The sequence below is a fragment of the Tsukamurella asaccharolytica genome, from assembly GCF_007858435.1.
In the GTDB taxonomy this organism is placed as follows: domain Bacteria; phylum Actinomycetota; class Actinomycetes; order Mycobacteriales; family Mycobacteriaceae; genus Tsukamurella; species Tsukamurella asaccharolytica.
Genome location: NZ_VIGW01000007.1, coordinates 63,358 through 76,192 on the forward strand (window position 1 = coordinate 63,358; position 12,835 = coordinate 76,192).

The following is a 12,835-nucleotide window of genomic DNA, read 5'->3' on the forward strand; positions in this document are numbered from 1 at the left end:
TGGCGACCTCCGAAGTCGGGTGACGGCCCGGCCCACCCAGTCTCCGCATCTGTCGACGTGGTGAGTACCGCCCACCGCCGAGACCCCGCCCTCAGGACCGGAGCGGCGCCTTCTGGCACGTCGGGCAGAAGTGGGAGCTGCGGTTCATGAACGACTCGCGGCGCATGATGGTGCCGCAGCGGCGGCAGGGTTCACCGTCGCGCCCGTAGGCGTCCAGCGACCGGGAGAAGTAACCCGACTGGCCGTTGACGTTCACGTACAGGGAGTCGAAGCTGGTGCCGCCCTGGTCGAGGGCCTGCCGCATCACGTCGGTGGCGTCATCGATGAGGCGGCCAAGAGCGGGCTTGGTCAGGGCGGACGCGCGACGGCGGCCGTGCACGCCGGAGCGCCAGAGGGCCTCGTCGGCGTAGATGTTGCCGATGCCGGAAACCACGGTCTGGTCGAGCAGCACCCGCTTGACCTCGGTGTCCTTGCGCTTCATCCGCGCGACCACCGCGTCGCGGTCGAACAGCGGATCCAGCGGGTCGCGCGCGATGTGCGCGACGGACGCGGGCACGAGCGTGCCGGCGACCTCCTCCAGCGGGTCGACGGCCCAGCCGCCGAAGGTGCGCTGGTCGACGAACCGGAGCACGGCACCGTCGGACAGCCCTGCCCGGATGCGCAGGTGCCGGTCGTCGCCGGGGCTCCGACCACTGACGGCACCGCCGTCGACGAGCATCTGCCCGCTCATGCCGAGGTGCACGACGATCGCGGCATCGGCGGGGGCACCGCCCCGCGCGAGGGGCAGCCACAGGTACTTGCCGCGTCGCTGCGCGGATTCCACGTCGGCGCCGGTGATCTGGCCGATCAGATCGGCCTCGCCGGCGACGTGGCGCCGGGCGGCGCGCGGGTGCAGCACCTCGACGGAGGTGACGCCGCGGCCCACCAGGTGATCGGCCAGGCCGCGCCGGACCACCTCGACCTCGGGCAGCTCGGGCATCAGGCCGACTCGGGGGCCTGCACGGTATCGGACTCGGCGGCCTCGACGACGGGCCCGGGGGCACCGTCGTCCAGCGACTTCCAGGCGGCCGCGGCGGCCTTCTGCTCGGCCTCCTTCTTGGTGCGGCCCACTCCCTCGCCGAGGTCGCTGGAGTCCACCACCACCACGGCGGTGAACTCCTTGTCGTGGTCCGGCCCCGTCGACGTGATGCGATACGCCGGCGCGCCGAGGTCCCGCTCCGCGGTGAGCTCCTGCAGCGAGGTCTTCCAGTCCAGGCCCGCACCCATGGACGACGAGGCCGTCAGCAGGGGCAGGAAGAGCCGCAGCACCACCTCGCGGGCGGTGTCGATGCCGTGTTCGACGTGCACGGCACCCAGCAGCGCCTCGGTACCGTCGGCGAGGATCGAATCCTTGTCGCGGCCGCCGGTGAGCTCCTCGCCGCGACCGAGGTACAGGTGCGCGCCGAGGCCGCCCTCCCCGAGCCCGCGAGCGACACGCGCGAGCGCGTGCATGTTGACCACGCTGGCGCGGATCTTCGCGAGCTCGCCCTCGGGCTTGTCCGGATGGGTCGTGTAGAGCCACTCGGTCACGGAGATGCCGAGCACGCTGTCGCCGAGGAACTCGAGCCGCTCGTTGGTGGGCAACCCGCCGGCCTCGTAGGCGTAGGAGCGGTGCGTGAGCGCCAGGGTGAGCAGCTCGTCGTCGAGGCCGACGCCCAGGGCTTCCAAGAGCGGGGCGCGGTCCGTGGCGGGCGGCGCGGGGAGGCGCTTGCTCACTTTCCGTCGGCCTCGCCCTCGGCGGCGAACTTCGCGAGTCCGGCCCAGCGGGGGTCGATCTGCTCGTGGTGGTGGTCGGCCGGAAGGTCCGCCACCTTCTCGCCGCAGCCCTGGCACAGGCCCTTGCAGTCGACGGAGCACGTCGGGTCGAGCGCCAGCTCCATGCCGACGGCGTCGATGATCGCCTGCTCGAGGTCGATCATGTCGTCCTCGATGCGGTACATCTCGTCGTCGTCGGTGGTGGCCGCGGTCTCGCTGTCCGGATAGGCGTACAGCTCCGTCAGGAAGACGTTGAGCGCTCCCGACAGCGGGTCGAGGCAGCGGGCGCACTGGCCGGCGGTGTCGGCGCTCACGGTGCCGGTGACGAGGACGCCCTCGGACACCGCCTGCACCTGGAGGTCGAGGTCGACCTCCTCGCCGTTCTCGATGCCGATCAGATCGACGCCGATGCGCTCGGGTGCGGCCACGGTGCGGTGCACCTGCGCGGAGGTGCCCGGTCGGCGTCCGAAAGCGCGGACGTCGAGTACGTACGGCTTACCGGCCGGCTGGCGCACGGCGGCATGGGGTTCGTTCACAACAATCCTCGGGAACTCGTCAGGTCAAGCCAAACACCCGATTGTACGTCAAGCCGCCTACCGCGCGTCGACCCGCGACTCGGCGAACTCCTCGAGGTAGCCGTCCGTGGCGCCGTGGTCGCTGTAGTCGTGCACGCCCGCGGCGGTGCGCAGCTGCTGGCGGCCCCGGTTCACCGACCGCATGGTGGCCCCCAGCACCTCCTCGAACTGCGAGAGTTTGGTGTCGACGTAGACGTCGCACTCCCCCCGCAGGCGATCCGATTCGGCGTGCGCGGCGTCGATGATCCGATCCGACTCGCCCTTGGCGGCGGCCACGACCTCGGTCTCGGAGACGAGGCGCTCCTGCTCCGTGATGCCCTCGGCCACGGAACGCTGGTACGCGGCGTTGCCGTCGGCGACGAGGCGCTCGGCCTCGGCGCGGGCGCGCCCTGTGACGGCCTCGTACTCGCGTTGCGCGCCGCGGCGGATCCGCTCGTCCTCGGCGCGGGCCTCGGCGACCAGGCCGGTGGCGTGCTGGTGGGCCTCCGCGACCATGCGGTCGGCCTGGGCCTTCGCGTCCGCAAGGAGGCGGTCGGCCTCGGCGCGGGAGCGGCTCAGGGTGGCGTCGGCCTCGGAGTTGGCCTGGGTCACCGTGGTGTCGTAGTGGGTGCGCGCCTCGCTGATCAGGCGATCTTTCTGATCGAGCACGTCCTGCGCGTCGTCGAGGTCGGCCGGGAAGGCGTCGCGGATGTCGTCGAGGAGCTCGAGCACATCACCGCGGGGCACGAGGCACCCGGCGGTCATGGGGACGCTGCGCGCCTCCTCCAGGATGGCGCCCAGCTCGTCCAGTGCTTCGAATACGCGGTACATACACCCATTGTGACGGGTGGGACCGGTGTTTCGCCGTAACGGCGCCGCCGCGTGTCGAGTCGGTCGTGAATTCAGCCGATTCCTGACCTACGAAGCCGGATCCGGCCTCGTACCGCAGAATTCGCCCGGTTTCACGACAGCTTGGCGCTCAGGGCGGTCTGCACGTTGGGCGGGATCAGGGCGGAGACGTCGCCGCCCAGCTTCGCGACCTCCTTGACCAGCGAGCTCGACACGTACGAGTACTGCGGCGCGGTAGTGAGGAACGCGGTCTCGACACCGGTGAGGTGCATGTTCATGCCGGCCATCGGCAGTTCGTAGTCGAAGTCCGTCGCATTGCGCAGGCCCTTGAGAATGCACCCGACACCCTTCTCCTTCGCGTAATCCACGAGCAGGCCCGTCCACCGGTCGACGGTGACGCCGGGCAGATCCGCTACGTTCTCCTCGATCAGCGCGATCCGCTCGTCGATCGTGAACATGCCCTGCTTGCTGGGGTTCACGACGACGGTGATCACCAGCTCGTCGAAGATCCGCGCGGCGCGGCGGAAGATGTCCAGGTGACCGTTGGTCATGGGGTCGAACGATCCGGGGCAGCACGCCTTGCTCATGCCCTGTCATCCTGCCAGACGGCGATCTCCACGCGCGTCTCCCCGTAGTCGCGCGTCAGGTCGAGCTCGAAGCCCTCGGGCCACGTAGCTGCGGGCGTCCGCGCCGAGCGCTCCACGACGACATGGGCGCCGGGCGCCAGCCAACCGGACGTCAGCGCGGCCAGGTCGCCGTCGACGGTCTCGGCCGGCAGGTCGTAGGGCGGGTCCAGGAAGACGAGGTCGTACGGCTCTGCAGGGACGTCGAGGAAGGTCCGCACGGACCGACGGTGCGCCATCGCCCCCGGCAGCCCGACCGCACGCGCGTTTTGGTTGATCACCGCGACGGCCTTGGCGTCCGCATCCACGAGGACGGCGCGGGCGGCGCCGCGAGAGATCGCCTCAAGGCCGAGCGCCCCCGACCCCGCGTAGAGGTCGAGGACGGCCAGTTCGTCGAATCCGAGGCGCGATTGCAGCGCGCTGAACAGCGCCTCACGGACGCGATCCGAAGTGGGCCGAGTGCCGCGGGGCGGCACCGCGAGCCTGCGCCCGCGGGCCGCCCCCGCGATGATCCTGGTCACCGCACCACTGTAAACACGCCCTGTCAGCTGGCTGAAGCGAGTTCCGCCTCCTCCTTCCGGGCTAGGCGCGTGGCTTCCGTATCCGGACCCGGCACCTCGGTGCCGCGGAGCGAACAACCATTCGTCTCCCGCAGGAAGGGCAGCGCGATCAGGCCGACCACGCAGGCGGCCATCATGTACCAGGCGGGGGACAAGTCCCGACCGCTCGCGTCGATCATGGCCTGGTTGACGTACGGGGCGGTGCCACCGAACGCCGCCGTGGCGACGTTGTAGGAGATGGCGAACCCGGCGAATCGCACCGGCGTGGGGAACATGGCGGGGAACGTCGCGGTGATCGTGGCGAGCTGCGGGATGTACAGCACTCCCAGCACGATGAGTGCCAGCATCGCCGGTACGGTCCCCTGCTTCATCAGTTGGAACAGTGGCCAGGCGAGTACGAGCAGGCCGATGAGCGAGATCCACCACATCGGTTTTCGCCCCGTGCGGTCGGACAGCGCGCCGAAGAACGGAATCAGAGCCGCCATGATCACCTGGGCGACCAGCAGCACCTTGGACCCGGTTTCGGGATCCATGCCGATGGCGCCGTGCAGATAGGTAGGCATGTACGCGATCAGCGTGTAGTTCGAAACGTTGAGAGCGATGACGAGGCCGAACAGGATGAGGATGGGACGCCACTGCTCCCTGAGCAGCTGCTTGAGCCCGCCGACCGCCGAATCCTGGTTCTTCTTCTCGGCCTTGACCTCGACGAACACCGGGCTGTCGTGGATCTGGTTGCGGAGGTACCAACCGATGAGGCCCATCGGCAGCGCCATCAGGAACGGGATGCGCCAGCCGAAATCCTGCATCTGCTCCTCGGAGAGGAGGACCTGCAGGAGCAGCACGACCGCGGTGCCCCCTGCGAAGCCGCACATGGTGCCGAACTCGAGGAAGCTGCCGTATTTGCCCCGGTGACGATCCGGCGAGTACTCGGCCATGAAGGTCGCGGCACCGCCGTACTCGCCGCCCGTCGAGAAGCCCTGCACCATACGCAGAACGACCAGCAATGCGGCACCGACCCACGGCGCGACGTCATACGTCGGGAGGAACGCGATCAGGGTGGTCGACCCGGCCATCAGGAGGATCGTGGCGGCGAGCACGGCCTTTCTGCCGATCTTGTCGCCGAGTGGGCCCCAGACGAATCCGCCGAGCGGCCGCAGGATGAACGAGACCGCGAAACCGAGCAACGTGCCGATCGTGCCGTGATCGGGGAACAGGGCCTTCGCTATGTAGACGGCCGTCGAGGCGTAGACGCCGTAGTCGAACCATTCGGTGAAGTTGCCCATCGCAGATGCGCCGATGGCTTTGTGCAGCGACTTCTTCCGCTGCTTCTCGGCCTCCTGGAGTTCCGCGCGCGAGAGCGGAGAACCTCCGGGCGTTGTTGAGTTATCAGGCATGCAGATCAGCCCCTGGCGTTGGTCACCGTGCGGACCGGGCTTGCCTGCTACTAGACACTGCTGGGCCCACCGGACGTGTGATTACCGCGCGTCCGACGTTAACACCAGTCAACGATCGATTCTCGGCGGATGGTTCACCTGGTGTCCACCGATCCGCGTCCTCGCTGGTAACCGGGTGTTCGCCGACCGGGAACCGGGTTGCGGCATCGTTTCGCCAATGCCCCTCAGTGATTCGCAGTTCTCGCGCCGCTCGCTCCTCAAGGCCGGTACCGCCGGCGCCCTTCTGATCCCGGCCGGCTCCCTGCTCTCGGCCTGCGGCACCGCGTCGGACGGCGCGGCTGCGTCCTCGTCACCCGGTGTCGTGCGAGGCCGCCCGTCGCTCACGCACGGCATCGCTACCGGCGATCCCCGCCCCGACGGTGCGCTGGTCTGGGCACGATCGGACGCGCCCGCCCGGATGATCGTCGAGACCGCCTCGTCGGAGTCCTTCAACAACCCGCGCCGCTTCGAGGGGCCGCAGCTCGATCCGTCGTCCGACGGGGCCGGACGGTTCCGCGTCGCGGGGCTCGAGCCCGGCCAGACGGTGCACTATCGCGTGACCCTCGAGGGCGAGAACGGGGCGAAATCCGAGCCCGTGGCCGGCACGTTCCGGACGGCACCGTCGGCGAACAGCAACGTGAGCTTCACCTGGTCGGGCGACGTGGTGGGGCAGGGCTGGGGCATCAACCGCGACGGCGGCATGGCGATCATGGGCGCCATCGCCGACGTGCGGCCCGACTTCTTCATCCACTCGGGCGATGCGATCTACGCCGACAACCCCGTGCCCGAAACACAGAAGCAGAACGACGGCAACACTTACCGCAACGTCACGGCCGAGGCGAAGAACCAGGTCGCGCAGACGCTCGACCAGTTCCGCGGCAACTACGCCTACAATCTCACCGACGAGCACTACCGGCGGTTCGCCGCCACTGTGCCGCAGCTGATCCAGTGGGACGACCACGAGGTGATCAACAACTGGTTCCCCGGTGAGAACCTGGCCGGCCAGAACCGCAAGGGCTACACCGAGACCGACGTGAACAAGCTGGCGGACCTCGCGTACCAGGCCTGGCGCGAGTGGCAGCCGGTGCAGCCGACCGAGGCCGCCGACGGGCGCCTCTACCGGAAGATCTCCTACGGCCCGCTGCTCGACGTCTTCGTGCTGGACATGCGCAGCTACAAGGACCCGAACCCCAACGCGTGGGCCACGTCCAACGACGCCGGGATCCTCGGTGACAAGCAGACCCAATGGCTCATCGACGGCCTGACCTCGTCGAAGGCGGTGTGGAAGGTGGTCGCGAACGACCTGCCGCTGAGCATCGTGGTCCCGGACGCCTCCACCGACCCGAAGGACGGCGGCCCGAAGTCGATGGAGGCCGTCGCTCAGGGCGACAACGGTGCTCCCCTGGGCCGCGAGATCGCCTTCTCCCGCATCTTCTCCCGCACCAAGGACGTGAAGAACGTCGTGTACCTGACCGCGGACGTGCACTACACGGCGGCGATCTCGTACCACCCGGACAAGGCCGCCTTCCAGGACTTCTCGCCGTTCTGGGAGTTCGTCTCGGGCCCGCTCAACGCCGGCGCCTTCCCCCAGAGCCCGCTCGACGGGACCTTCGGCGCGCAGTACGAGTTCGTGCACGCCCCCGACAAGGCGAATGTCTCCCCCGCCGAGGGCTTCCAGCATTTCGGCCACGTCACCATCGACGGCGGCAGTCGCACCCTCACCGTGCACCTCCGCGACGCGAAGGGCGCCCCGCTCTACACCAAGGAGCTGGCGCCCGCGTAATCCTGCGCGGCGGCAGCGGAATCCGCGCCCGGGTAGCGGAAGCGCTGGGCGGGGTGATCGGCGGCGAGCCGGTCACCCTGCCCGAACAACTTGTGACGCAACGTTCCCGGCACGTACTCGGAGGGGTACACGCCCCGTCGGCGCAGCTCGGGGACGATGAACTCGACGACGTCCTCGAAGGTGCCGGGGGTGATCGCGTAGGCGAGGTTGAAGCCGTCGACGTCGGTCTCCTCGACCCACTCCTGCAGCTCGTCGGCCACGCGCTCCGCCGAGCCGACGAGCACGGGGCCCATGCCGCCGATCCGGCCCCACTTGCCGATGTCCTCGACCGTCCAGTCCTTCCCGGACGGGTCGGCCTGCTGGAAGTTGGCGACGGCAGAGATGATCGCGTTGGACTGCACATCGCCCACCGGATCGCTGGGGTCGTAGGCGCCGAGGTCCACGCCCATCCACCCGGACATGAAGACCAGCGAGCCCTCGATGCTCGCGTAGCGGTGGTAGTCCTCGAGCTTCGCCTGCGCCTTCGCCTCCGTCTCGTCCGTGACGATGGTGAGCAGCGTGTACACCTTGGCCGAATACGGATCACGGCCGTTGGCGACGAGGCCCTCGCGAATCGTGCGCACGACGTTCTTCAGGATCGCCTTGGTGGGCGCCGCGACGAAGATCGCCTCCGCGTTGCCCGTCGCGAAGGCCAGCCCGCGCGGCGACGCGCCGGCCTGGTAGATGACCGGCGAGCGCTGCGGCGAGGGCTCGCCCACGTGAATGCCGGGCACGTCGAAGTACTTGCCGTGGTGATTGATCGGATGAACCTTGGACGGGTCGGTGAACACGCCGGTCTCTCGGTCGCGGATCACCGCGTCGTCCTCCCACGACCCCTCCCACAGTTTGTAGAGCACCTCGAGGTACTCGTCGGCGTGGTCGTAGCGCTCGTCGTGCTGCAGCTGATCGAGCTGTCCCATGTTCTTGGCCGCCGACGGCAGGTACCCGGTCACCACGTTCCAGCCGATCCGGCCGTTCGTGAGGTGGTCGAGCGTGGTCAGGCGGCGGGCGAACGGAAAGGGGTGCTCGAAGCCGGTGCCGGCGGTGATGCCGATGCCGAGGTGCTCCGTCGCGCCCGCGATGGCCGAGGCCAGCAGGATCGGATCGGACACGGGCACCTGCGCCGCGTGCTTGATCGCCGCGTCGCCGTTGCCGTTGTACGAGTCGTAGATGCCGAGCACGTCGGCGATGAAGATGCCGTCGAAGGTGCCGCGCTCCAACAGTTTCGCCAGGTCCGTCCAGTAGCCGAGCTCCTTGTAGCGGTGCGACTGGTCCTTCGGGTGCCGCCACAGCCCCGGGGACTGGTGGGCGACGCAGTTCATGTCGAAGGCGTTGAAACGGATCTGACGGCTCATGGGGCCGACGCTAGGCGGCCCGCCAGCGCCCGCCCAGGCTTGCGCTCAGCGTGACGCGAGAGCCTTCCCCCGTCGAGGCCCGCGCGGGCACGGCGGACCGTCAGGCCAAGTTCAGCTGCCAGGAAACACCGAACCTGTCCCCCACCCAGGCGAACGCACTGGAGAAGCCGTAGTCGCCCAACGGCATGTACGTCCTTCCGCCGGCGCCGAGCACCGCGGTGAGGCGCTCCAGTTCCTCACGATCGTCGCAGTCCACGAAGAGGGAGGTGGACGGGGTGAAGTCGAAGTCGTGATCGACCGCGCTGTCGCTGATCAGCACGTGCTGGCTCTTGATCGCCAGTTCGGCGAGTTGGATGCCCTGCTTCGGGTCCGCATGCGGAACGGAGCGGAGCACGGCCCCGTCGAACGCCGTGACGTACAGGTCGATCGCCTGCGCTGCGACGGCGCCCTGGAACATGAGGAACGGACGAATCATGGTCATGGGCCGAGCCTACGTCCGGCGCGGGCCGTAAGGTGCGGGCATGACGTCGGTGGTCGTGGTGGGCAGCGTGAATCTGGACGCGGTCACGGTGTGCGAACGGTTCCCGCAGCCGGGCGAGACCGTGACCGGCGTGTCCGTCTCCTTCGGGCAGGGCGGCAAGGGGGCGAACCAGGCCCGGTCCGCGGCGCGCGCCGGGGCCTCGACGGTGTTCATCGGCGCGGTCGGCGAGGACGCCGCCGCCGACACGGTCCTCGACGCGTTGGCCGCAGCGGACGTGGACGTCACCCGCGTCGCGCGGGTAGAAGACGGCACCGGGTTCGCGAACGTCACGGTGGACGCCTCGGGCGAGAACCACATCGTGGTGGTCCCGGGCGCGAACGCGGCGGTGCGTGTGGACGAGGCCGCCCGCCGCGCGATCGCCGACGCGGACGTCCTCCTGCTCCAGCTCGAGATCCCCCTGCCGGCCGTCATCGACTCCGCGCGCGCCGCGCGCGAGGCGGGCACCGTCGTGCTACTCAATCCCTCGCCCGTGCAGGCGCTGCCCGACGAGCTCGTCGACCTGCTCGACGCCGTCATCGTCAACCGGCACGAGGAGAAGGCGCTCGCAGAGGCGGTGGAGCGCGTGCCGCACGTCATCACCACCCTCGGGGGCGACGGTGCCCGCGCGACCGGGCCCGACGGCAGCGTCGACACCCCCGGATTCGCGGTCGCGGTGGTGGACACCACCGGCGCCGGCGACGCCTTCGCCGGGGCGCTCGCAGCCCACTGGGACCTGCCCACGGCCGAGCGGTTGCGCCGCGCGAACGCGGCCGGAGCACTCACCGCCACCGCGTCCGGCGCGGCCGCCGCGCCGACGGCCGCCGAGGTCGATGACTTCCTCGCCGCCCGGGGGATCTCCCCCTGACGATGGCCGACCACGATGTCCTCGGCGGACGACCCGGACGTCCTGGGAACGGGAGCACCTCTGCCGATATGTGATCCATCTCACATTGACCCGTCTCGCTGGGGTTACCCCCGCGTTCCGACGACCGATCAGCGGACGCGGGTGACTTCCACAATGCCGGTTGTTAGCGTCGAAAGCGATGAGTCCACCTCACCGGAGCGATCCCACCACCCCTGCGAGAACGGGGGTCACCACCCGACGGCCGTCGATCGACGACGGAATCCGATTGTGGGAGATCGCCCGGGACACCGAGGTTCTCGATCTCAACTCCGCGTACGCGTACACCCTGTGGTGCCGTGACTTCGCGGCATCGTCGATCGTCGCCGAACACGATGGCGCGATCGCCGGTTTCGTCACGGGTTACCGCCGTCCCGACCGCCCGGACACCCTGTTCGTGTGGCAGGTGGCGGTGGACGCCGCCCATCGCGGCCACGGCATAGCCTCGCGTATGCTCATCGACCTGTTGGACCATCTTGCAGTGCAGGGCGTTTCACGCCTGGAGACCACGATCACCGCATCCAACACGGCGTCCCAGGAGCTCTTCGGCTCCGTGGCGAAGAAGCGCCGTTCCACCCTCACGGTGCGCGACCTGTTCGCCTCGCACCACATCTCCCCCATCGAATCCGACCCCCACGAGCCCGAGCAGCTGTACATCATCGACCCCGCCTGATCGCGGGGCCACTGCCGGCCCACTAGGAGGATCACCATGTCCACCCTGACCGACGAGAACACCAGCACTACCGATTTCGAGCAGCCCTCGATCTTCAGCACCCGCGAGTCGGAGGTTCGTAGCTACTCGCGCGGTTGGCCTGCCGTCTTCGATCGGGCCGAGGGCTCATGGCTCATCGACCGCGACGGCAACCGTTACCTGGACTTCTTCGCCGGCGCCGGAGCCCTCAACTACGGGCACAACCACCCCAAGCTGAAGCAGGCTCTGGTGGAGTACATCTCCGAGGGGCACATCACGCACTCGCTCGACATGTCGACCGTGGCGAAGGGCGAGTTCCTGCAGACCTTCGAGGACAAGATCCTCAAGCCCCGCGGTCTCGACTACAAGGTCCAGTTCCCCGGCCCCACCGGTACCAACACCGTGGAGGCGGCGCTGAAGCTGGCCCGCAAGGTCAAGGGCCGCGAGTCGATCATCAACTTCACCAACGCCTTCCACGGCATGACGCTGGGCGCGCTCTCGGTGACCGGCAACTCGATGAAGCGCGGCGGCGCCGGCATCCCGCTGGTGCACGCCACGCCGATGCCCTTCGACAACTACTTCGACGGCGTCGCACCGGATTTCCAGTGGTTCGAGGCGGTGCTCGCCGACTCCGGGTCGGGGCTGAACAAGCCCGCCGGCGTCATCGTCGAGACCGTCCAGGGCGAGGGTGGCGTCAACGTCGCGCGCCCGGAGTGGCTGCGCGCGCTCGCCGAGCTGTGCGAGCGGCACGACATGCTGCTCATCGTCGACGACGTCCAGATGGGTTGCGGCCGTACGGGTCCGTTCTTCTCCTTCGAGGTCGCCGGCATCACCCCGGACATCGTGACCCTCTCCAAGTCGATCGGCGGCTACGGCCTCCCCATGGCGCTCACGCTGATGAAGCCCGAGCTCGACGTGTGGGGCCCCGGCGAGCACAACGGCACTTTCCGGGGTAACAACCCCGCGTTCGTGACCGCCAAGCACGCGATCGACGAGTTCTGGTCGGACGACGTCCTCGAGAAGGAGACGATCCGCAAGGGCGAGCACATCGCCAAGCGCTTCGACGAGCTGTGCGCTGAGTTCCCGGAGCAGCTGAGTCACCGCGGCCGCGGCCTGGTGCGGGGGCTGGTCTTCGCCGACGCCGACAAGGCGGGCGAGGTGTGCGCCGCCGCCTACCAGCAGGGCCTCCTCGCGGAGACCTCCGGCCCGTCGGACGAGGTGGTCAAGCTCCTGCCGGCGCTCACCATCACCGACGCCGAGCTCGACCAGGGACTGGACATCCTCGCCGCCGCCACACGAAAGGTGCTCTGAAGCATGATCGTCCGTACCACCGACGAAATCACCGGCACCGAGCGCGACGTCGCCGCCGGGAATTGGCGCAGCAAGCGCATCGTGCTCGGCGGCGACAGGGTCGGATTCTCCTTCCATGAGACCGTGATCGAGCCCGGCACCGTCAACGAGTTCCACTACGCCAACCACGTGGAGGCGGTGTGGCTCGTCGAGGGCGAGGGCACCCTGCTCGACCGGGAGACCGGCGTCGAGTACCCGCTCGCCCCCGGCACGATGTACCTGCTCGACGGCCACGAGCGGCACACCGTGACGACGAGGACCCGCATGCGGATGCTGTGCGTCTTCAACCCGCCGGTCGTGGGCACCGAGGTGCACGACGAGAACGGCGTCTACCCGCTGGTCACCGTCGACTGACACGCCGAATCCGAGCGCCGAGTGAGCAG

At 69.0% G+C, this 12,835-nt stretch carries 14 protein-coding genes; 5 read left to right on the top strand and 9 right to left on the bottom strand.

Annotated elements, in window-relative coordinates; genetic code table 11:
- Positions 1-91: 91 nt before the first annotated feature.
- The 7 genes from mutM to FK529_RS14035 all read right to left on the bottom strand — a co-directional run bounded on the left by mutM (position 92) and on the right by FK529_RS14035 (position 5,774).
- A complete protein-coding gene (gene mutM, locus FK529_RS14005; RefSeq protein WP_146562215.1) occupies positions 92-979 on the bottom strand; it encodes a bifunctional DNA-formamidopyrimidine glycosylase/DNA-(apurinic or apyrimidinic site) lyase in 888 nt (295 codons plus the stop codon).
- A complete protein-coding gene (gene rnc, locus FK529_RS14010; protein WP_146562217.1) occupies positions 979-1,755 on the bottom strand; it encodes a ribonuclease III in 777 nt (258 codons plus the stop codon). Before rnc ends, mutM begins: the two co-directional genes overlap by 1 nt.
- The gene (locus tag FK529_RS14015; RefSeq protein ID WP_146562219.1) at positions 1,752-2,330 is read right to left on the bottom strand and encodes a YceD family protein; all 579 of its coding nucleotides are present in this window, start codon (positions 2,328-2,330) and stop codon (positions 1,752-1,754) included. The genes rnc and FK529_RS14015 overlap by 4 nt, the downstream gene beginning before the upstream one ends.
- 57 nt (positions 2,331-2,387) lie before the next feature.
- A complete protein-coding gene (locus FK529_RS14020; RefSeq protein WP_146562221.1) occupies positions 2,388-3,179 on the bottom strand; it encodes a DivIVA domain-containing protein in 792 nt (263 codons plus the stop codon).
- Positions 3,180-3,310: 131 nt separating this feature from the next.
- Positions 3,311-3,784, bottom strand: coding sequence for a pantetheine-phosphate adenylyltransferase (gene coaD / locus FK529_RS14025; protein WP_146562223.1), 474 nt, complete (start codon positions 3,782-3,784; stop codon positions 3,311-3,313).
- A complete protein-coding gene (gene rsmD, locus FK529_RS14030; RefSeq protein WP_146562225.1) occupies positions 3,781-4,341 on the bottom strand; it encodes a 16S rRNA (guanine(966)-N(2))-methyltransferase RsmD in 561 nt (186 codons plus the stop codon). Before rsmD ends, coaD begins: the two co-directional genes overlap by 4 nt.
- 23 nt (positions 4,342-4,364) lie before the next feature.
- Complete coding sequence (locus FK529_RS14035) at positions 4,365-5,774, bottom strand: MFS transporter (protein WP_146562228.1); 1,410 nt, start codon at positions 5,772-5,774, stop codon at positions 4,365-4,367.
- 217 nt (positions 5,775-5,991) lie between these two features.
- On the opposite strand from FK529_RS14035, the gene FK529_RS14040 reads away from it, so the two are divergent.
- Positions 5,992-7,596: an alkaline phosphatase D family protein gene (locus FK529_RS14040; RefSeq protein ID WP_146562230.1), complete on the top strand. Its 1,605-nt coding sequence runs from the start codon at positions 5,992-5,994 to the stop codon at positions 7,594-7,596.
- Here the strand turns inward: FK529_RS14040 and FK529_RS14045 are convergent.
- Together FK529_RS14045 and FK529_RS14050 are read right to left on the bottom strand one after the other, a co-directional pair.
- Positions 7,569-8,990 carry an LLM class flavin-dependent oxidoreductase gene (locus FK529_RS14045; RefSeq protein WP_146562231.1) on the bottom strand — a complete coding sequence of 474 codons (1,422 nt, stop codon included), beginning with the start codon at positions 8,988-8,990 and terminating at the stop codon, positions 7,569-7,571. The two genes, FK529_RS14040 and FK529_RS14045, sit on opposite strands and share 28 nt — an antisense overlap.
- A gap of 100 nt (positions 8,991-9,090) precedes the next feature.
- Complete coding sequence (locus tag FK529_RS14050) at positions 9,091-9,471, bottom strand: VOC family protein (RefSeq protein WP_146562233.1); 381 nt, start codon at positions 9,469-9,471, stop codon at positions 9,091-9,093.
- 40 nt (positions 9,472-9,511) lie between these two features.
- Between FK529_RS14050 and FK529_RS14055 the strand changes: the two genes are divergently transcribed.
- The 4 genes from FK529_RS14055 (at position 9,512) to FK529_RS14070 (ending at position 12,806) form a co-directional block, all read left to right on the top strand.
- Positions 9,512-10,375 (top strand): ribokinase, encoded by an 864-nt coding sequence (locus tag FK529_RS14055; protein ID WP_146562236.1) that lies wholly within the window; start codon positions 9,512-9,514, stop codon positions 10,373-10,375.
- 178 nt (positions 10,376-10,553) lie between these two features.
- The gene (gene ectA / locus FK529_RS14060) at positions 10,554-11,084 is read left to right on the top strand and encodes a diaminobutyrate acetyltransferase (RefSeq protein ID WP_146562237.1); all 531 of its coding nucleotides are present in this window, start codon (positions 10,554-10,556) and stop codon (positions 11,082-11,084) included.
- Between the two features lie 36 nt (positions 11,085-11,120).
- A complete protein-coding gene (gene ectB, locus FK529_RS14065) occupies positions 11,121-12,413 on the top strand; it encodes a diaminobutyrate--2-oxoglutarate transaminase (RefSeq protein ID WP_146562239.1) in 1,293 nt (430 codons plus the stop codon).
- A gap of 3 nt (positions 12,414-12,416) precedes the next feature.
- Positions 12,417-12,806: an ectoine synthase gene (locus FK529_RS14070; protein ID WP_146562241.1), complete on the top strand. Its 390-nt coding sequence runs from the start codon at positions 12,417-12,419 to the stop codon at positions 12,804-12,806.
- Positions 12,807-12,835 lie beyond the last annotated feature (29 nt).